The sequence below is a fragment of the Arthrobacter sp. zg-Y238 genome, assembly GCF_024385525.1.
Classification (GTDB): Bacteria; Actinomycetota; Actinomycetes; order Actinomycetales; family Micrococcaceae; genus Arthrobacter_B; species Arthrobacter_B jinronghuae.
Genome location: NZ_JANFLU010000011.1, coordinates 120221 through 138284, shown reverse-complemented (window position 1 = coordinate 138284; position 18064 = coordinate 120221). Strand labels below are relative to the sequence as shown.

Annotated in this window: 16 protein-coding genes and 1 pseudogene; 9 read left to right on the top strand and 8 right to left on the bottom strand. The window is 66.5% G+C overall.

Features of this window, described 5'->3' with window-relative positions:
* Positions 1 to 17 precede the first annotated feature (17 nt).
* Positions 18 to 710, top strand: coding sequence for an HAD family hydrolase (locus NNX38_RS12440; RefSeq protein ID WP_255798286.1), 693 nt, complete (start codon positions 18 to 20; stop codon positions 708 to 710).
* Positions 711 to 729: 19 nt separating this feature from the next.
* Complete coding sequence (locus tag NNX38_RS12435; protein WP_229952699.1) at positions 730 to 954, top strand: hypothetical protein; 225 nt, start codon at positions 730 to 732, stop codon at positions 952 to 954.
* An 8-nt stretch (positions 955 to 962) separates the two neighbouring features.
* Here the strand turns inward: NNX38_RS12435 and NNX38_RS12430 are convergent, their stop codons facing one another.
* Complete coding sequence (locus NNX38_RS12430) at positions 963 to 3392, bottom strand: Tex-like N-terminal domain-containing protein (RefSeq protein ID WP_370646467.1); 2430 nt, start codon at positions 3390 to 3392, stop codon at positions 963 to 965.
* A 108-nt stretch (positions 3393 to 3500) separates the two neighbouring features.
* Positions 3501 to 3794 (bottom strand): DUF503 domain-containing protein, encoded by a 294-nt coding sequence (locus tag NNX38_RS12425; RefSeq protein ID WP_255798284.1) that lies wholly within the window; start codon positions 3792 to 3794, stop codon positions 3501 to 3503.
* A 78-nt stretch (positions 3795 to 3872) separates the two neighbouring features.
* Here NNX38_RS12425 and NNX38_RS12420 point away from each other — a divergent pair, with 78 nt between their 5' ends.
* The 6 genes from NNX38_RS12420 to NNX38_RS12395 all read left to right on the top strand — a co-directional run bounded on the left by NNX38_RS12420 (position 3873) and on the right by NNX38_RS12395 (position 10055).
* Positions 3873 to 4361 (top strand): DUF2243 domain-containing protein, encoded by a 489-nt coding sequence (locus tag NNX38_RS12420; protein WP_255798283.1) that lies wholly within the window; start codon positions 3873 to 3875, stop codon positions 4359 to 4361.
* Positions 4354 to 5133 carry a cytochrome c oxidase assembly protein gene (locus tag NNX38_RS12415; RefSeq protein ID WP_255798282.1) on the top strand — a complete coding sequence of 260 codons (780 nt, stop codon included), beginning with the start codon at positions 4354 to 4356 and terminating at the stop codon, positions 5131 to 5133. Before NNX38_RS12420 ends, NNX38_RS12415 begins: the two co-directional genes overlap by 8 nt.
* A 54-nt stretch (positions 5134 to 5187) precedes the next feature.
* Entirely contained in the window at positions 5188 to 6858 is a 1671-nt protein-coding gene (locus tag NNX38_RS12410) for a RecQ family ATP-dependent DNA helicase (RefSeq protein ID WP_255798281.1), read from the top strand.
* A gap of 65 nt (positions 6859 to 6923) precedes the next feature.
* Positions 6924 to 8138: a type III polyketide synthase gene (locus NNX38_RS12405; RefSeq protein WP_255798280.1), complete on the top strand. Its 1215-nt coding sequence runs from the start codon at positions 6924 to 6926 to the stop codon at positions 8136 to 8138.
* A complete protein-coding gene (locus tag NNX38_RS12400) occupies positions 8135 to 8866 on the top strand; it encodes a class I SAM-dependent methyltransferase (protein WP_255798279.1) in 732 nt (243 codons plus the stop codon). Before NNX38_RS12405 ends, NNX38_RS12400 begins: the two co-directional genes overlap by 4 nt.
* Positions 8867 to 8909: 43 nt before the next feature.
* A complete protein-coding gene (locus NNX38_RS12395) occupies positions 8910 to 10055 on the top strand; it encodes an NAD(P)/FAD-dependent oxidoreductase (RefSeq protein WP_255798278.1) in 1146 nt (381 codons plus the stop codon).
* A 58-nt stretch (positions 10056 to 10113) separates the two neighbouring features.
* Here the strand turns inward: NNX38_RS12395 and NNX38_RS12390 are convergent.
* The 5 genes and pseudogenes from NNX38_RS12390 to speB all read right to left on the bottom strand — a co-directional run.
* Positions 10114 to 11766: pseudogene (locus NNX38_RS12390) on the bottom strand (MDR family MFS transporter); the annotation flags it as partial.
* Positions 11763 to 12275: a MarR family winged helix-turn-helix transcriptional regulator gene (locus NNX38_RS12385; RefSeq protein WP_255798277.1), complete on the bottom strand. Its 513-nt coding sequence runs from the start codon at positions 12273 to 12275 to the stop codon at positions 11763 to 11765. The gene NNX38_RS12385 and the pseudogene NNX38_RS12390, both read right to left, overlap by 4 nt.
* Positions 12276 to 12353: 78 nt before the next feature.
* A complete protein-coding gene (locus NNX38_RS12380) occupies positions 12354 to 12761 on the bottom strand; it encodes an ACT domain-containing protein (protein ID WP_255798276.1) in 408 nt (135 codons plus the stop codon).
* A gap of 136 nt (positions 12762 to 12897) precedes the next feature.
* The gene (locus tag NNX38_RS12375) at positions 12898 to 14580 is read right to left on the bottom strand and encodes a thiamine pyrophosphate-binding protein (RefSeq protein WP_255798275.1); all 1683 of its coding nucleotides are present in this window, start codon (positions 14578 to 14580) and stop codon (positions 12898 to 12900) included.
* Positions 14570 to 15544, bottom strand: coding sequence for an agmatinase (gene speB / locus NNX38_RS12370; protein ID WP_255798274.1), 975 nt, complete (start codon positions 15542 to 15544; stop codon positions 14570 to 14572). The genes NNX38_RS12375 and speB overlap by 11 nt, the downstream gene beginning before the upstream one ends.
* 124 nt (positions 15545 to 15668) lie before the next feature.
* Between speB and NNX38_RS12365 the strand changes: the two genes are divergently transcribed.
* Positions 15669 to 17366, top strand: a complete 1698-nt coding sequence (locus NNX38_RS12365; RefSeq protein ID WP_255798273.1) for an FAD-dependent monooxygenase — start codon at positions 15669 to 15671, stop codon at positions 17364 to 17366.
* 24 nt (positions 17367 to 17390) lie between these two features.
* Here the strand turns inward: NNX38_RS12365 and NNX38_RS12360 are convergent, their stop codons facing one another.
* Positions 17391 to 17966 (bottom strand): helix-turn-helix domain-containing protein, encoded by a 576-nt coding sequence (locus NNX38_RS12360; RefSeq protein WP_227923078.1) that lies wholly within the window; start codon positions 17964 to 17966, stop codon positions 17391 to 17393.
* Positions 17967 to 18064: the final 98 nt, after the last annotated feature.

Here is an 18064-nt window from a genome sequence, read left to right as displayed (position 1 = left end):
AAACTGAGGCACACAGCATGAGTGATTCAAGCAACGCCAAGCGCGGAGTTCTTTTCGACGTAGACGGAACCCTGGTGGATTCCAACTACCTGCACGCGGTCGCATGGTGGCAGGCCTTCCGCCGGATGGAGCATGATGTCCCGATGTCCGCCATCCACCGTGCCATCGGCATGGGCGGCGACAAGCTCGTGGAGCACCTGCTGGGCGAAGACCGCAACAAGGACGAGGATGAGCAGCTCGATGCGACGCACGGCGCCATCTTCTCCACCTGGTGGCCGTCGCTGCGCTCTTTCGACGGTGCCAGCGAACTCCTGAACGCCTGCTCGGACAAGGACCTCACCGTGGTTCTTGCTTCCTCCGCCTCCGCGGCCGAACTGAAGTTCCTGCGCACCGTGATTGAGGCCGACTCAGCAATCACCGGCGCCACAAGTTCCTCAGATGCCGAAGCCAGCAAGCCCTCACCGGACATCCTCGAAGCTGCACTGGAGGCCGGTGGCCTAGAGGCCTCCAACACTGTGTTCGTGGGCGATTCGGTCTGGGACGTCAAGGCAGCAGGGAAGCTCTCCATTCCCACTATCGGCCTGACCTGCGGCGGCACGAGCGAAGCCGAACTGCGCGAGGCAGGCGCCCAGGAAGTCTACGAAAACCCGCGGGCACTTCTTGCCGCCATGGACACCAGCCTGCTGAGCGAACTCCTCGCCCAGGGCTAACCGTTTCCGAGAGGACACCATGACTACTGAACCCACCGGCCCCGCGAACGACGCCGAGGATCCCCTCGGCCCCAGCGCCCCGCAGCCCGGGCCAACCGGCGAACCCCGGCGGCCAGGGAGCGCCTCGCATTCGGCCGGCAACATCCGTGACGATCAGGGGACCTCGCCCGCCGGCGCGGTGCCTGCCGCACAGGACAAGGCGGACGAAGCAGCCGACGCCGAGGCACCCTCCGACTCGGAGTAAAGGTCCGGCTACTTCAGCAGCCCGGCCGCCCGCAGCGCGTCTGCCATGGCCCCGGTGGGCGCGCTGGTTTTCGGTGCGCTGGCCTTGGGTGCGCCGGCCTTCTGGGCTTTGGTCCTAGGCTCACCGGGCTTCGAGGCGTTGGACCTGGCCGCACCCGACTGACTAGTGCCTGTCTTGGCGCTGCCTGACTGACCGTTGCCTGAGGTGGGGCTGGCCGACTTGGCTTTCTCCGCTTTGCGGCTCCCCTGCGGAGGGCGTCCGGACCGCCCGCCCGGCTCCGCGGCGTCGTCGTCAAGCCGTAGCGTCAGTGAGATCCGTTTCCGCTCCGGGTCCGCCTCCAACACCTTGACCTTCACCACCTGGCCGGACCGCACCACCTCGCGCGGATCCGAAATGAAGGTATGCGACATCGCGGAAATGTGGACCAGCCCGTCCTGGTGCACTCCGACGTCCACGAAGGCTCCGAAGGCAGCCACGTTGGTGACCACACCGTCGAGGATCATTCCGGGACGCAGGTCCGAAATCTTCTCGATACCCTCCGAGAAGCTGGCTGTTTCAAAAGCGGGCCGCGGGTCCCGCCCCGGCTTCCGCAGCTCGGCAATGATATCCAGGACGGTGGGAAGGCCTACCTGGTCGTCTACGAACGCTGCCGGGTCCACACCCTCCAGGACCGCTCCCGACGCACTCATGGTGGTCCCGGCCGCAGCATGGATCTTCCGGGCAATCGGATAGGACTCCGGGTGGACGCTGGTTGCGTCCAGCGGTTCCTTTCCCCCGCTGACGCGCAGGAACCCCGCACACTGCTCAAAGGCCTTCGCCCCGAGCCGAGGCACCTTCATCAGGTCCTGCCGGCGGGCAAACGGCCCGTTCGCATTGCGGTAGGCCACAATATTTTCGCTGAGCAGCGGACCGACGCCGGCCACCCGGGTCAGCAGCGACGGGGAAGCGGTGTTCACATCCACCCCCACGGCATTCACGCAGTCCTCAATCACCGCATCCAGGGAACGCTCCAGCTTCGCCGGCGTTACGTCGTGCTGGTACTGGCCCACGCCGATGGACTTTGGATCGATCTTCACCAGTTCCGCCAACGGATCCTGCAGCCGCCGGGCGATGGACACGGCGCCGCGCAGGGACACGTCCATGCCGGGCAGCTCGGCCGAGGCAAGAGCGGACGCCGAGTACACCGAGGCACCGGCCTCGGAGACCACCAGCTTGCGCACCGACGCGCTCGGGACGAGGCGGATCAGTTCCGCAGCCAGCTTGTCCGTTTCGCGGGAAGCGGTGCCGTTGCCGATGGCAATCAGTTCCACCCCGTGCTGCTTCACCAGACCGGCCAGCGTGGCCAGGGCGTCATCCCAGCGGCGCACGGGCGCATGAGGATAGACCGTATCGGTGGCAACCACCTTGCCGGTGCCGTCCACCACGGCAACCTTGACACCGGTTCGCAGCCCGGGATCGAGCCCCAGGGTGGTCCGGTTCCCGGCAGGCGCAGCCAGCAGCACATCCCGAAGGTTGGCCGCAAACACGCGCACCGCCTCGGTCTCCGCTTCCGTAAAGAGCCGGACACGCAGATCCACCGAGAGCTTGGCCAGGATCCGGCGCCAGGCCAGCTGCACCGTGGTCATCAGCCATGCGTCAGCGGGACGCCCGCGGTCCGCGACCCCGAGACGGGCGGCCACGGAGCGTTCGTAGCGGGCGCGGGCTGCGGCCAGGGCATCGGCGTCAGCGGGATCCCCCTCCGTCAGGGCCAGTTCCAGCATGCCTTCCTTCTCGCCGCGGAACAGGGCGAGAACGCGGTGGGACGGCATTCCGGAGGGCGACTGGGAAAAGTCGTAGTAGTCGGTGAACTTGCGCCCTTCGGCTTCCTTTCCCGGGCGCACCTGCGAGCGCATCCGGCCCTGGCGCCAGAGCTTCTCGCGTTGTTCGGTCAACAGGTCCGCGTCCTGGGAGACCCGTTCGATCAGGATGGCGCGTGCTCCGGCGAGCGCCTCGGCTGCGTCCGGGATCCCCTCGCGCACGTACCGGGCGGCTTCAGCGTCCGGGGACCGTCGGGGATCGGCCAGCAGCGCATCCGCGAGCGGTTCCAGTCCTGCTTCCCGGGCTATCTGCGCCTTGGTTCGCCGTTTGCTGCGGTACGGCAGGTAAATGTCTTCCAGCCGGGACTTGGTTTCGGCGCCGACGACGGCGGCCCGCAGTTCCGGGGTCAGCTTCCCCTGGGCAGCAATGGCCTCGAGGATGGCCCGCCGCCGGTCCTGCAGTTCGCGCAGGTACCGCAGCCTTTCGTCCAGGTCCCGCAGCTGGGCGTCATCCAGCGTGCCGGTGGCCTCCTTGCGGTACCGGGCGATGAACGGAACCGTGGCGCCGCCGTCGAGCAGGCCAACCGCCGCCCGGACCTGCCACGGCGCTACCCCCAGCTCGGCGGCCAGTTGGGCAATCACCTGCTCGTCGATGGATCCGGAAACATTGACTGGTTCTACGGTGCTAAGACTCACCCGGCCAATTGTTCCCCATTTCTCCGGCGGATGGGCGGATACGGAGCGCGCTGGCTAGTCCTGCTCGGTGAACAATTGACGCCGGGCGCTCAGCAACTCCACTTCAGGCCGGCCCGCCACCAGCCGTTCGGCGGCATCCAGCACATCCACCACATGGGCACGGTCCGCCGCCACAACGCCCACGCCTATTCCTGACCGGCGGTGCAGGTCCAGGGAGCTGACCTCCGCGGCGGAGACATCGAATTTCCTCCGCAGCTCCGCAAGGATGGGCCGGACAACCGACCGTTTCCCCTTGAGGGAATGCACGTCCCCCAGCAACAGGTCCAGCTCAAGCGCCCCAATCCACATGTCTCCCATCCTTGCCGCAGCCGTCGGGCATGTCACGCACCCCTGCGGCCGGCGCCGTGCCGGTGTTATGTTCGAAGCATGAGTTCTCCCCTCCGCGAGCGCCGCTCTCCGCGGCGGCGCAACCTGGTGTCCGGCTTGCTTTTCGGGATCGGACTTGCTGCCTTCGTCGATGAAGTGATCTTCCACCAGCTCCTCCAGTGGCATCATTTCTACGACCGCTCCACTACATCCGTTGGACTGTTTTCGGACGGTTTGTTCCACGCCTTCGGCTGGTTCGCAGTTGTAGCCGGCCTCTTCCTGTTCGCCGATCTGCGCCGGTGGCATGAGACTCTCCTGAAGCGGTGGACCGGCGGTGTCCTGCTGGGCGCCGGTGTGTTCCAGCTCTATGACGGCACGGTGCAGCACAAGCTCATGGGGCTTCACCAGATCCGCTATGAGGTGGATCTGCTGGTGTACGACACGGTTTGGAACGTCATCGCATTGCTGTTGATCGTTGCCGGGGCGTTCCTCACCTACCGCACCCGCACTGCCGTCCCGCGGGAATCAACGGCTCCGGCCGATGCATAACCACGGCAGTGACTTTCCCGTAGAGTCGCTGTTCTTCATCCCCGCCGTAGTTGCCCTGGTCGCCTACTGGGCGGGTGCGCGTTCGCCGCGCTCCGGCCGTTGGCCCTGGTACCGGACGGCTTTCTTCACGCTGGGTGTGGCAGCCGTGCTGGTTACGGTCCTGAACCCCCTGGCCGAACTGGCCCATCGGGATTTCGCGGTACTGAGCTTTTCGCATCTCCTGGCCGGGATGCTCTCCCCGCTGCTGCTGGTGCTCTCCCGGCCGTTCACCCTGGCACTGCGCACCCTCGACGTTTTTCCGGCCCGCCGGCTCTCCCGGGTGCTGCGCAGCAGGTTCGCCCGGTTCCTGTCCTTCCCGGTCACCGCCGCACTGCTCAATACCGGCGGCATGATCCTGATGTTCCGCACCGGACTGCTGCAGGCAATGCAGGAGTCCATGCCGGTGCACTGGCTGGTGACCTTCCACCTGTTGGCTGCCGGCTACCTGTTCACGGCTTCCATAGTGGGGCGGGATCCTTCCCCGCACCGGGCCGGTTATCGGCTGCGGGCCATCGTCCTGGTGCTTTCCATCGCCGCCCACAATATCCTCGCCAAGGGCATCTACGCCGACCCGCCTCCCGGGATCCCGGCCGCTGCCGCGGAAACCGGAGCGCTGGTGATGTACTACGGCGGCGGCATCCTCGAACTGGTGCTGATCGTGCTGTTGTGCCGCCAGTGGTACGCGTCAGCGCGGCCACGCGGCAAAGTCGCGTCCGCTATCCATCCTCAGTAAGCTTACTAATGTGATTGCCGGCAGAGGCCGGCCCGGTTCGCTGAAGGATAAGCAATGCACGTTACGCGGGAAACGCTGGCCCGAACGGCCTCGGAAATCTTCGGCTGGGACACAGCCCGCGAAGGGCAACTGGAAGCCATGACGGCCGTGGCTGCCGGCAGGGACGTCCTGTGCGTTATGCCCACCGGTCACGGGAAATCCGCCGTCTATCAGGTACCCGCCTTCGCCCTGCCCGGCGTCGCCGTCGTCATTTCGCCGCTGATTGCACTTCAAGGCGATCAGGCGGACGCCATTAACGCCGCAGCCGGGGCTACCCGTGCCTATGTCCTGAACTCCACCCAGCCACAGAGCGCCGTTGATGCCGCCTGGGCGGCCGCTGAAGACAAGGACGAAGACCGGCGGGCCAAGTTCCTCTTCCTGGCCCCCGAACAGCTGGCCCGCGAAGAAGTCTTCAAGCGGCTCAAGGCACTGGATGTTTCCATCCTGGTGATCGATGAGGCGCACTGTGTTTCCGCATGGGGCCACGACTTCCGCCCGGATTACCTCCAGCTGGGCTCGCTCGCAGAAGCCCTGGACCGTCCGGTGGTGGCGCTGACCGCTACCGCCGCTCCCCCGGTGCGGACCGAGATTGCCGAGGTGCTTCGCCTGAAGGATCCCTTCCTGATTGCCCAGGGGTTCGACCGCCCCAACCTCTACCTGTCCGTGCAGATGCATGTGGAGGCCGACGATAAACGGCAGGCCGTCCTGGAGAGCGTCCTTGGACTGACCCATCCCGGGCTCGTCTACGTGGCCACCCGTAGGGAAACGGAGGAATACGCCGAGGTCCTTGCCAAGTCCGGGCTGCGCGCCGCGCCCTACCACTCCGGCCGGCCCGCCGGGGAGCGCAAGGAGGTCCACCGGCAGTTCCTCAATGACGAGCTGGACGTAGTGGTGGCCACCACCGCCTTCGGCATGGGCATCGACAAGCCCAACGTCCGGTACGTGGTGCACGCCGGCATACCGGACTCCATCGACAGCTATTACCAGGAGATCGGACGGGGCGGGCGCGATGGGCAGCCGGCAGCCGCCGTGCTGCATTACCGTCCGGAGGATCTGGGCCTGCGGCGCTTCTTCGCCAGCAAACGCGCCGATGATCAGTCCCTGCGCCAGCTGCTGGCCGCACTGCGCGCCGAGCGAGGCACCGTGACGCAGGCCCACCTGAGCCAGAAGCTGGGCGTCAGCTCCCGACGGCTGTCCGGCCTGCTTAACCTGCTGAATGCTGCCGGAGCCGTCACCGCATCCAAGAAGGGCTACCGGGCCCGCAGGATGGCACCCGACGAGGCAGTGGCAGCGGCGGTGGACTACGCCGAGCGGCGGGAGAGCATCGACCAGTCCCGGGTGGATATGGCCCGGCAGTATGCCGAAACATCCGGTTGCCGCCGGCAGTTCCTGCTTGGATACTTCGGCGAGGACCTGCCGGAGCCCTGCGGCAACTGCGATAACTGCGAGAAGGCCGCGGCGGAGGCAGACATCCCGGTCGAGGAGCTGCAGGTGCTGGCGGCCGCGGAAGCACCCAATCTGCCCTTCCCCCTGCAGTCCACCGTCACGCACTCGGAGTGGGGACCCGGCGTCGTGATGAGCTACGAGGAGGAGACGGTGACCGTCCTGTTCGAAGCGGAGGGCTACAAGACCCTGTCGATCGACTTGGTGCTCGAAAAGGAACTCCTCAAGCCGCGAAACCAGTAGCCGGGGCTAATCGTTCAGTAACCCCAACCATTGTGCAGAGCATCGCCATCCCTTAACAATGGACTATGACGGTTACCCTCAGGTCCCTGGAAACTGCGATCCCGCCCACTATTCTGGTGCAGTCCGAAGTCCGCGACACGTTCGCAGCCCAGCCCGGCCTGACCCGGCTGGGTGAGCGGCTGGTGCGCACCTGCTTCGATTCGGCGGCCATCGACACTCGCCGTACGGCGCTGGCTGAACTCTCACTCACCGACACCTCGGAAAATCCCAAGTTCTACGATGCCCGCAGCGGCCTGTTGCTGCGGCCCAGCACCAAGACCAGGAATGACATCTTTGCGGTGGAGGCCACGAAACTCTTCATCGAAGCCGCGTCCAAGGCACTGGATGCCTGCGCCGGTATCTCTCCGTCGGATATCACCCATGTCATCACTGTGTCCTGCACCGGTTTCTTCAACCCCGGCCCGGATTACAAAGTGACCCGCGCGCTGGGGCTGAATCCGTCCGTGCAGCGCTACCACCTGGGCTTTATGGGCTGCTACGGAGCCTTCCCGGCGATGCGCGCAGCCAAATCATTCTGCGAGTCGGATCCCGGCGCCGTGGTGCTGGTGGTCAGTGCGGAGCTGTGCTCCCTGCACGTCCGCACGTCGAATGACCCGGACGCCATCATGGGATCCTCGCTGTTCGCCGACGGCGCCGCCGCCGCCATCATCACCGCCCGCGAAGACCTGCCGGACTCTGGACCGGCCATCCAGCTGGACCACTTTGAAACCATCCTGACCCCGGTCGGCGAAGAGGCCATGGCCTGGAATATCGGCGACGAAGGCTTCGAGATGGTGCTGGGCACCTACGTCCCGCACATCATCGACGACCACATTGTCGGCGCCCTGGAACCCCTGCTGGCGCACGACCAATCGGTAAGCGTCCGGCCCTACCGGGAGATCGAGCACTGGGCCATCCATCCCGGCGGCCGCAGCATCCTGGACAAAGTCGAGGCGAAACTCGAACTGAGCGAACAGCAGCTGTTGCCGGCCCGGGAGACACTGCGCACCGTGGGCAACATGAGCAGCGCCACTGTGCTGTTCGTGCTCAAGTACATCCTGGAACAACCCTTCAGCGGAGGCAACGAACGGATCTGCTCCATGGCCTTCGGCCCGGGCCTCACCGTGGAGACGGGCTTGTTCACCCGGGTCGGCGGCCCGGTGCAGCCTGCGGCAGCGGCGTCTGCGGAACTGGCAGCGCCGGCGGGGGCAGTACCAGCGGGGGTCCCGGCCGCAGTATGATCGCTGTTTTTCCCTCCTTGGCCACCCGGGCAGCAGACGCAGTGGAGGAAATGGACCGGCCCGACGCCGACCTGCAGCGCCTCGAGCGCACCTATGCCCAGTTCTGGCTGGTCAATGCGGTGGTCTCGGGGTGGCGGCGCAACTACATCCGGTACCTCCGTCCGATCTTCGCGGCGAGTGGCGGTGGCACCCTGCTGGATATCGGTTCCGGCGGAGGGGACGTTCCCCGCTGCATTGCCCGCTGGGCGCGCAGGGACGGGTTTGCCTTGGAAATCACCGCCATTGACCCGGATCCGAGGGCACATGCGTTCGCCTCCGCGCTGCCGGCCCTGCCGGGATTGTCCTTCCGCCAGGCCTACAGCAGCGAGCTGGTTGCGGAGGGGCGTTCCTACGACGTCGTGATTTCCAACCACATGCTCCACCATCTGGCCCCGGCGGAATTGCAGGCGCTGCTGGCGGACTCAAGGCGGCTGGGCCGCAAGCTCTGCCTGCACAGCGACATTGAGCGCAGCCGCTGGGCCTACGCCCTGTTCTCCGTCGGCACCTTGCCGTTTTTCCCCGGCTCGTTCATCCGGGCGGACGGGCTGACCTCCATCCGCCGCAGTTTCACCGCGGCGGAAATTGCCGAGGTGACGCCCCAGGGCTGGCAAAGCCTGCAGCAGCGGCCGTGGCAGAACCTGCTGGTTTATCCACCGTTCGCCCGGGGAGACGACCGCCGTGCGGGCTAAGCTGCCGCCCGCGGAACAACCTGCCTCCCCCGCTCCTTACAGCGTGCCCCGCAGCTCTTCCGAAGTGGTTGTGGTGGGCGGCGGGCCGGTGGGCATGTATCTGGCCGTCCTGCTGCTGCAGGAGGGGGTATCCGTCCAGGTTTTGGAACAGCGGCTGAATCGGAGCAGGCATTCGCGGGCCATCGGGGTGCATCCTCCGGCCCTGGCGTCCCTGGCGCAGGCCGGCATCGCCGATGCCATGACTCGGGAAGGAATCCGGATCGCCCACGGGGAAGCCCGCAGCGCGGGGCGGACCGTGGCCCGCCTGGACTTCGCCGCGGCGTCGGCCCGGTACCCTTTTGTGCTGACCCTGCCGCAGGTGAGGACCGAACAGCTGCTGGAGGAACGTCTCAGAGCCCTCGACCCGGGAGCGCTGGTCCGCGGTGCCCGGGTTGAAACCTTCAGCGACAACGGCGCCGCAGTCCGAGTGCACGGCGTTCGCGGCGGAGAACCCTTCACCACACAGGCGGGCCTTCTCGTGGCGGCCGACGGCGCCCGGTCCTCGATCCGGTCAGCGCTGGGCAGCGGCTGGGCTTCACGCGAACTGCCGGATACCTATCTGATGGGCGATTTCCCGGATGACACCGGTGACGGGACGCTGGGCGTGCTTTACCTCGAGCCGGAGGGGATCGTGGAGTCTTTTCCGCTGCCCGGAGGCCTGCGCCGCTGGGTGGTCCATACCGACGCACTGCAGCAGGATCCCACCGCGTCCGGTCTCGCTGAGCTGGTGCACCGGCGGACCGGGCACCGGCTGCAGGTTGCCGGAAACTCCATGCTGAGTGCTTTCGGCGTACAGATCGGCCGGGCGCACCGGCTGGTTTCCGGACGCACGGTCCTGATCGGGGACGCGGCACACCAGATCAGCCCGATCGGCGGGCAGGGGATGAACCTGGGCTGGCTGGATGCCGCTGCCGTTGCCCCGATCATGGCAGCATCCCTGCACGGTAAACCGGTGGGCAGCAAGCTGCGGGAATTCGAACGACGGCGCCGCCGGGACGCCGTCGTCGCCTCCGCCCAGGCACAGATCAACATGGTGCTGGGCCGGCCGCTCCCTGCGGGGGTGATGGCCCTGCGCAACGCCGGGCTGGAACGGATGTTCCAGGTCCCGGCGCTGGGCGGAGCCGTTGCACGGCGTTTCACCATGCAGTAGATGCTTACGGCCGGGTGGTGCCGGCCTTTTCCGTGCCGTCGGTCCGCGGTACGGATTCCTGGCTGCCGGTGTCCGGCACGGTAGCCGGTTCGACGGTGGACATGGCGCCGGTGTGCAGTATTTCCGCACCGCCGGCCAGACCGGGTTCAACCGGGTTGGAGGAGGTGGGCTTGATGTCCAGGGTCCGGCGCAGTGCCTTCTCCTTGATGAACAGCACTGCAACCAGCGCAATGATGGCCACCGCCGCGGCAATCTTGAAGATGTCCGCCGTACCCTCCGCATAGGCGATCCGGAAGAACATCTGGACCTCTGCCGGGAGCCCACCCAGGTCCAGCGTGGCTGTGGTGCCGCCGCCTTCGGACGGCATGCCTGCCTTGTCCAGTTCCTCCGAGACCCGGCGGCTGACCGAGCTCGAAAGGACCGCGCCCAGTACCGAGACGCCGATGGCGCCGCCGACGGTGCGGAAGAATGCAACGGACGCGCTGGCGGAGCCGACGTCGGTGACCTTGACCGTGTTCTGCACGGCCAGCACGAGGTTCTGCATCAGCAGGCCCATGCCCACGCCGAGGATGAAGATGAACAGGCTGACGAGGATCATGTCGGTTTCATGGTTGATGAAGCCGGCCAGCGCCGTCCCGAGGATCACCAGGACCGTGCCGATGATCAGGAAACGCTTCCACTTGCCGAAGCGGGTGATCAGCAGGCCGGACCCTACGGAACCGAGCAGGTTGCCGGCAATCATCGGCAGCATAAGCAGCCCGGCCTCGGTGGGAGTGAAGCCCCGTGCCAGCTGGAAGTACTGGCCCAGGAAGGTGGTGGAACCGAACATGGCGATGCCCACTGCAACGGAGGCGACGATGGCCAGGGCGGTGGTCCGCTGGCTGATGATCTTCAGCGGAATGATCGGTTCGGCGACCTTGGATTCCACCAGCACGAGCAGGGCCAGCAGGATGACGGATCCGCCCACCATGGCAGCCGTTTCCCATGACCACCATTCGTAGTAGTCGGGCTTGCCGGCGAAGGAGACCCAGATCAGGAGCAGGGAGACGCCTGCGGTAAGCAGGATCGAGCCGAGCCAGTCGATCTTGGCCGGACGGCGTACATGCTGCAGGTGCAGCGTGACCTGCAGCAGGAAGAGGGCGACGACGGCGAGCGGAACGCACAGGAAGAAGGTCCAGCGCCAGCCCAGCGGGCTGTCCACGATGAAACCGCCCAGCAGCGGGCCGCCGGCGGTGGCCACTGCCATTACGGCACCCATGTAACCGGAGTACCTGCCGCGTTCCCGCGGCGGAATGATGGAACCGATGATCGCCTGGGCCAGTGCCGTCAGGCCGCCCATGCCCAGGCCCTGGATGACGCGTGCGGTCAGCAGCAGCTCCATGGAATGGGCGAAGCCTGCGAGGACGGAACCGGCAACGAAGATAACGATGCTCAGCTGCACCAGGAGCTTCTTGTTGAACAGGTCCGCGAGTTTGCCCCAGATCGGGGTGCTCACGGCGTTGGCCAGCAGGGCGGCCGTGACCACCCAGGCGAAGTCGGTCTGCGTACCGTGCAGGTCGGCCATGATGGTGGGCAGTGCGTTGGCCACGATGGTGGTGCTCAGCATTGCGGTGAACAACGCAGCAAGCAGGCCGGTAAGGGCCTGCAGGATCTGTCGATGGCTCATCTCGCCGGGAACGTGTTTCTTCCGGGCGGTCTTGGAATCGGTCACTTAGTTGCTAACTCCTGCGGATCGGATACGGGGGTTTCCTGCGTCGGCTCGGGGGCTCCGGGCGCTCGGCGGATGGAGGTGAAGAGCGCGTCGGAGAGCGCTCCAAGGGTGTCGGACGCGAGCTGTGCCTGGTCCTCGGACCAGGCGGCAAGGGCTTCCTGCAGCAGGACGGCCCGGCCATTGAGTGCTTCGCGGAGGACTGATTCCCCCAGCTCGGTCAGGCTGATCAGGTAGGCGCGGCGGTCCTGCGGATGCGGGCGACGCCGGACGTAACCGAGTTCTTCCAGTTCTGCGACGTGGCGGCTGAGTCCGGCAGGGCCGACACCGAGTTTGGCGGCAAGCTCGGTCGCCCGCAGCTCGCCGTCTTCGCCGATCATCCGCATGACGCCTTGCAGTGCTACTCCGGGTCCGCCGATGTCGGCGCTGTGCTGGGTCACGCACCGCAGCGTCCGTTGCAGGGCGAAGATCTTCCGGATCAGGTCATCCGCCGTTTCCTGTTGCATGGGCATGGGGATGGGTCTCCGGAGGTTTGTGTACTGATAGTTGACCTAGGCAACTATACGCGGAAATTTGCCTAGGTCAACTAACTAAACCCCTGGAAGCGTGTGGCCTGCCGCGCGCAGCAACGCGAGGGCCTGCTCGTACTGCGGCGAGGGGACCATGAGGACGTCGCCGTCAAAGGTCGACACGACAAACACCGGGCAGCCGGCCGCTGCGAGCGGTGCGACCAGCGAGGCCACCACTCCTGTCAGCCCGAAGGGAATCGGACCGGAGGCATAAAACGCCGCCCACGTTCCGTCAATTTCGGCGTCCGCCGGGGCAAGCGCGGCGGGGCAGACAATCGAAAGCTCCTGCGGGGTGCGGGTGACGGAAATGAAGCCGTCGGCCGCTGACATAAGCGCGGCGGGAACCTCCGACGCCGGGGGAAGCCGTGCGATCACGTATTCGCCGGCGAGAACGTGCAATTCCACGGAGGGAGCGGTTGGAAGGGGCATGGGTTGGTCCTGATTCGCTTTGTGCGGAAGGCCCCGACAGGTGAGGGGCCACGCCAATCGCACGCCCTCATCATGCCAGAGCCACCCCTTCTATCTGCCCGGGCACGCCGACACCCGGATCACGCAGCAGCGGCGGTTAAACCAGGTGGGTGGGAGCAAAAAGACCTATCCGCGCTTCAACCACAACTACGTTGGGGCCTTCTCCGGCAAATGCCCCTTCCAATGCCGCGCGGATGCCTTCCGGTGCGCAGCGGCGGGCAGGTACACCGAAGGATTCCGCGAGCTTCACGAAATCCGGGCGCGCCAGCTCCGTTGCGGTCGCCTTGCCGAACGCGTCCTCCATGTATTCGCGCAGGATGCCGTAGCCGCCGTCGTCGACAATCAGCCAGGTCACGGGAAGGTTATGCTGCCGCGCCGTGGCCAGTTCGGAAATGGAGTACATGGCCGAACCGTCGCCGGACACGGCAAGCACCCGCTCCCCCAGGCCCACCGCGCCGCCGATTGCGCCCGGATAGCCGTACCCCAATCCGCCGGCGCCCTGGGCGGAGTGGAACCGGCCGGACTTCGCATCCCAGCAGCTCCAGGCCCAGTAGGCGGAAATGGTCATGTCCCAGTAGGTCTGCATCTCATCGGGGACCGCGGCGCGGATGTCCGCCATGAAGCGGCGTTCCATGTCGAGGCCCTGGGTATCCAGCCGCGCCTGAACCCGGGCCAAGGCGCCGGCTACCAGCTCCTCGGCGCTTTGCCCGTGCCACTCGGGAAGGCGGGCCGAGGCCGGAAGGGCGGCGTCGAGCGCGTCCAGGGCCTGCCGGGCGTCGGCGCGGATACCCAGCGCAGGACGGTTGGACTCCAGGACCCGGGGTTCGGCGTCGATCTGGATGATCCGGCCGCGGGGCGCCATGGTGAAGTAATTGGACGTCACTTCGCCGAGCGAGGAGCCGATGACCACCAGTACGTCGGCATCCTCGAGCACGTCCGTCATATGCCGGTCCTCCATCCAGGACTGCAGGGACAGCGGATGGTTCCACGGGAAGGCTCCGTTGCCCCCGGGCGTGCAGATCACCGGGGCATGCAGCTTCTGGGCAATGGAAAGCAACGCAGCCTCGGCACCGCTGCGGCGCACGCCGCCGCCGGCAATGACGGCGGGCCGGCGGGCGTCGGAGAGCCAGCGCACGGCTTCCTTGACCAGTTCGCTGCGCGGGGGGTTGTCGAACGGTTCTGCCAACGCGTCTTCTACGGCAGGCACCATGACCGGGTTGAGCAGCACGTTCTGCGGGATCTCGATCCACACCGGCCCTGCCGGGGAGGAGATGGCTTCGGTCCACGCGTCCTGGATGGCGGAGGGGATGCCGGAGGCGTGCTGGATCAGGCGCTGGCTCTTGGTGACGTTGGCGGCGGAGGCCTTCTGGTCATCTAGTTGGTGCAGCATTCCCCGGCGCCGCGCGCCGAGCCCGTCAATGGGGATCTGGCTGGCCACCACGATCATCGGCACTCCGGTGGCATAGGCCTCCTGCAGCCCGGCCAGCGAGGTCAGGGCACCGGGACCGGTGGACAGGAAAAGCACGCCCACCTGCCCGGTGGCCCGGGAAAAACCGTCGGCCGCAAATGCGGAGTTGTTCTCCACCCGGGAGGAGATGAACTCCAGCCGCGAACGGGAGAGCGCATCGAACAGTCCCAGGGCGTGCTGGCCGGGAATGCCGAATACCTTGCTGGCGCCGAGGGCTTCGAGGGTTTCCACCACCAGGTCTCCGCCGTTGCGGACGGGACCGGCGCCGGGGACAGCGTCGCCCGAACCCGAAGCGGCGGATTCAGTGCTCATCCGACAATCCCATCAGCGTGATGAGGTCATAGGCGACGTGCGAGGCGGCCACGGCGGTGATGTCCGCATGGTCGTAAGCAGGGGCGACTTCGACGACGTCGGCGCCCACCAGGTTCAGTCCGCGCAGTCCGCGCAGGATCTCCAGCAGTTCACGGCTGGTGATGCCGCCGGCCTCGGGGGTGCCGGTCCCCGGGGCGTGGGCCGGATCCAGGACGTCGATGTCCACGGACACATACAACGGACGGCTGCCGATCCGGTCCCGCAGCTTCGCCACCACCTCATCCACGCCCTGGCGGAAGACATCGGAAGAGGTCAGGATGCCGAAGCCGAAGCGGCGATCGTCCTCGAGGTCCTTCTTGCCGTACAGCGGACCTCGGGTGCCCACATGGGAAATGGCCTCGGTATCGAGGATGCCTTCCTCGACGGCGCGGCGGAACGGGGTGCCGTGCGTGTACTCGGCACCGAAATAGGTGTCCCAGGTGTCCAGGTGTGCGTCGAAGTGCAGCATGGCCACCGGAGAACCGGCACGCTCAGCGGCGGCGCGCAGCAGCGGCAGGGCGATGGTGTGGTCCCCGCCCAGGGTCAGGAGCTTGGTGCCATTCCCGGTGAGGTCCAGGGCGTTCTGCTGGACGGTCTCGATGGCCTCATTGATGTTGAAGGGGTTGACGGCCATATCGCCGGCATCGGCCACCTGCAGATTCTCGAACGGGGAGGCATCCAGGGCCGGGTTATACGGACGCAGCAGCCGGCTTGCCTCGCGGACATGGTTACCGCCGAACCGTGCGCCGGGCCGGTAGGAAACTCCGCTGTCGAAGGGCACTCCCACCACCGCGACCTCGGCGTGCTCCACCTGGTCCAGACGGGGCAGGCGGGCAAAGGTGGCAGCCCCTGCGTAGCGCGGGATCTGCGCTGCGTCCACGGGTCCGATGCGGCCGTTCACGTTCACTCGGGGAAGGTTGTCCATAGGTACTGTCTCCGGTTCCGGGATGGGCGTCGTCGCCCGGTGTGCAGGGTTACCTGAGGGTAACCAAAAGTTTACCTAAAAGCTAAAGTGGAAGTGCGGTTGGGGTCAAGACTAGGCTGAGGACATGGCGGCTCACGATAACAGCGAAGACCCTAACTACGACGTCGATGTCCTGATTGTTGGTGCCGGCCCTACGGGCCTTGCCCTGGCCGCCCAGCTGGCTGCTTTCGGTGCCAGCTTCCGCATCATCGACCGGCGCCAGTCTCCCGGGACCGAATCGCGGGCCATCGCCATCCAGCCGCGCACTCTGGAAGCACTGCGCCCCTTCGGCGTCAGCGGCGAGCTCGTTGCCGCTGGGCGTCCCGCCCGCGAGCTCCACCTCCACCTGCCGGAGGAAACGCTGGAAGTAGACCTGTTTGACTCCGGGCTGGAGGATTCGGCGTTCCAGCAGCTGCTGTTCCTGTCCCAGACGGAAACCGAGCGCATTCTTACCCAGCACCTGCTCTCCCGCCGGGTGCGCATCGAGCGCGGCGCGGAGCTGCAGGACCTGGCACGCCTGGATCCCGAGGACCCGTTTGCCGGCATGGAGGCCAAGGTCCAGCGGATGGACCGCGGCATCGAGCGCATCCGTGCCCGTTACGTGGTTGGTGCCGACGGTGCCGGGAGCACGGTCCGCGCCAAGGCAGGCATGGACTGGCGCGGCGGAGCCTACCCCGGCACCTTCATCCTGGCCGACGTTGAAATTGACGGTGCGGAACCGGACGCCGTGCATTCCTACCCCACCGAGGACGGTTTCCTCTTCCTGTTCCCGCTCGGCGGCTCAGCCACCTGGCGGATGATCGCGATGAAGCCGCCGCACCGGCCGGCCACCCTTGAAACGATCCAGGAGCTGGCCGATACCTTTACGCACGGCGCATTGCACGTGCGGGATCCGAAGTGGATCAGCACCTTCCGCCTGTCGCACCAGATGGCCGAATACTTCCAGCAGGGTTCCGTGTTCCTGGCCGGCGACGCCGCCCATGTCCACTCCCCCGTTGCCGCCCAGGGCATGAACACCGGCATCCAGGACGCACTGAACCTGGGCTGGAAACTCGCCCTCGGCGCCCGCGGCCTCGCCAGCGATGAACTGATCGATAGCTACGACGCCGAGCGCCGGCCCGTGGGCCGGGAGGTGGTGTCCACGACGGACCGCATCTTCAAGCTGGCCACCAGTCGCAATGGCCTGAAGAAGCTCCCCCGCACCAAGCTCCTGCCCGCGCTGGCTCCGAAGGCCATAGGCTGGGACGGACTCCGCTCCCGGCTTTTCCGGACCATGGCGCAGCTGAACATCAACTACCGCGGCAGCAGCATGGTCGACGCCGGGAACACCCGCCTCCCGGCGCTCCTGGCCCGCGGCGTCCGGCCCGGTGACCGCCTGCCCGACGCCGACGTCATCTACCAGGACCGGGAACGGCGCCTGCAGGATCTGGTGGCCACGCCCGGCTTCGCCATCCTCCTCAGCGGACCCGGCTGGCCGCAGGACGCACCGCATCAGCTCCGGGCGGCACTGCCCCAGCTCGCCGGACTGCTCAATATCCAGCAGCTGACCGTCGGCAGCAGCCTCATTGCCAATACTCCCGGCATCATCAAGGACGTCAGCGGTCTGGCCTTCCACCGCCTGGGCCTGAGCTCGCGCCGGCCTGAACTGCTGGTCATCCGCCCGGACGGGTACGTGGGCTACCGGTCCTCCGGCAGGGACATCACCGGAGCGGTGGAGTACCTGCAGCGGCTGACCGGTGAAGATGTGGCCGAGCCGGTGGCCGGCGAAACCCTTTCCGCCTAGCTCCGCTGCCCCCGGCTCCGCAGCCTAGGCGCCGCCGGGGCTGACGAGGGTCCAGAGCACAATTGTTTCCTCGTCGGACGGGTTGTGCCATGAGTGCGGTTCCCGGCCGGGGAAGGTGACCGTGTCGCCGGTAGTTAGTTCAATCCGCTCGTTGCCCAGGATGAGTTCGAAGCTGCCCTGGGCAACATGAAGCACCTCCACCTCGCAGTCCACCGAATAAAGATCGGCTTCGCCGGACCCGCCGGGCGCAATCACGGAGCGGACCACTTGGACGCGCCGTTCAGTCCGTGCCGTGACCAGCCGTTCCACGATTCCCTCGCCGCCCAGGCTGATGCGCGGGGCATCGGCCAGGCGCGTCACATTGGTTTCCGGCGCGGCAAAAAGGTCGCCGATGGAAATGGAAAGCACCTGGCACAGGGTCAGCAGGGAAGCCACTGACGGAGAGGTCAGGTCCCGCTCCACCCGGCTAAGGAACCCCTTGGTGAGGCCGGTGGCTTCAGCCACCTGCTCAATGGTCAGATGCCGGGCCTGGCGTGCGGAGCGGATCCGCACCCCAATCGCCACGGGAGCGTTGGTCGGTTCTACGGGCAAGGCCTTCATGCTTACGAGCATACCGAGGGAAACATGCACGTAATGCGGTGGTATTGCGAGGCGGCTAAATTGACGGCGTGACTGAAAGCACACTAGTTTCAGTAAAC

Bases quoted from the DNA above. Each gene is read 5' to 3' on its own strand.
- NNX38_RS12440 (WP_255798286.1), top strand. From the start codon at position 18: ATGAGTGATTCAAGCAACGCCAAGCGCGGAGTTCTTTTCGACGTAGAC.
- NNX38_RS12435 (WP_229952699.1), top strand. From the start codon at position 730: ATGACTACTGAACCCACCGGCCCCGCGAACGACGCCGAGGATCCCCTC.
- NNX38_RS12425 (WP_255798284.1), bottom strand. From the start codon at position 3,794: ATGTGGATTGGGGCGCTTGAGCTGGACCTGTTGCTGGGGGACGTGCAT.
- NNX38_RS12420 (WP_255798283.1), top strand. From the start codon at position 3,873: ATGAGTTCTCCCCTCCGCGAGCGCCGCTCTCCGCGGCGGCGCAACCTG.
- NNX38_RS12415 (WP_255798282.1), top strand. From the start codon at position 4,354: ATGCATAACCACGGCAGTGACTTTCCCGTAGAGTCGCTGTTCTTCATC.
- NNX38_RS12410 (WP_255798281.1), top strand. From the start codon at position 5,188: ATGCACGTTACGCGGGAAACGCTGGCCCGAACGGCCTCGGAAATCTTC.
- NNX38_RS12405 (WP_255798280.1), top strand. From the start codon at position 6,924: ATGACGGTTACCCTCAGGTCCCTGGAAACTGCGATCCCGCCCACTATT.
- NNX38_RS12400 (WP_255798279.1), top strand. From the start codon at position 8,135: ATGATCGCTGTTTTTCCCTCCTTGGCCACCCGGGCAGCAGACGCAGTG.
- NNX38_RS12385 (WP_255798277.1), bottom strand. From the start codon at position 12,275: ATGCCCATGCAACAGGAAACGGCGGATGACCTGATCCGGAAGATCTTC.
- NNX38_RS12380 (WP_255798276.1), bottom strand. From the start codon at position 12,761: ATGCCCCTTCCAACCGCTCCCTCCGTGGAATTGCACGTTCTCGCCGGC.
- NNX38_RS12375 (WP_255798275.1), bottom strand. From the start codon at position 14,580: ATGAGCACTGAATCCGCCGCTTCGGGTTCGGGCGACGCTGTCCCCGGC.
- speB (WP_255798274.1), bottom strand. From the start codon at position 15,544: ATGGACAACCTTCCCCGAGTGAACGTGAACGGCCGCATCGGACCCGTG.
- NNX38_RS12365 (WP_255798273.1), top strand. From the start codon at position 15,669: ATGGCGGCTCACGATAACAGCGAAGACCCTAACTACGACGTCGATGTC.
- NNX38_RS12360 (WP_227923078.1), bottom strand. From the start codon at position 17,966: ATGAAGGCCTTGCCCGTAGAACCGACCAACGCTCCCGTGGCGATTGGG.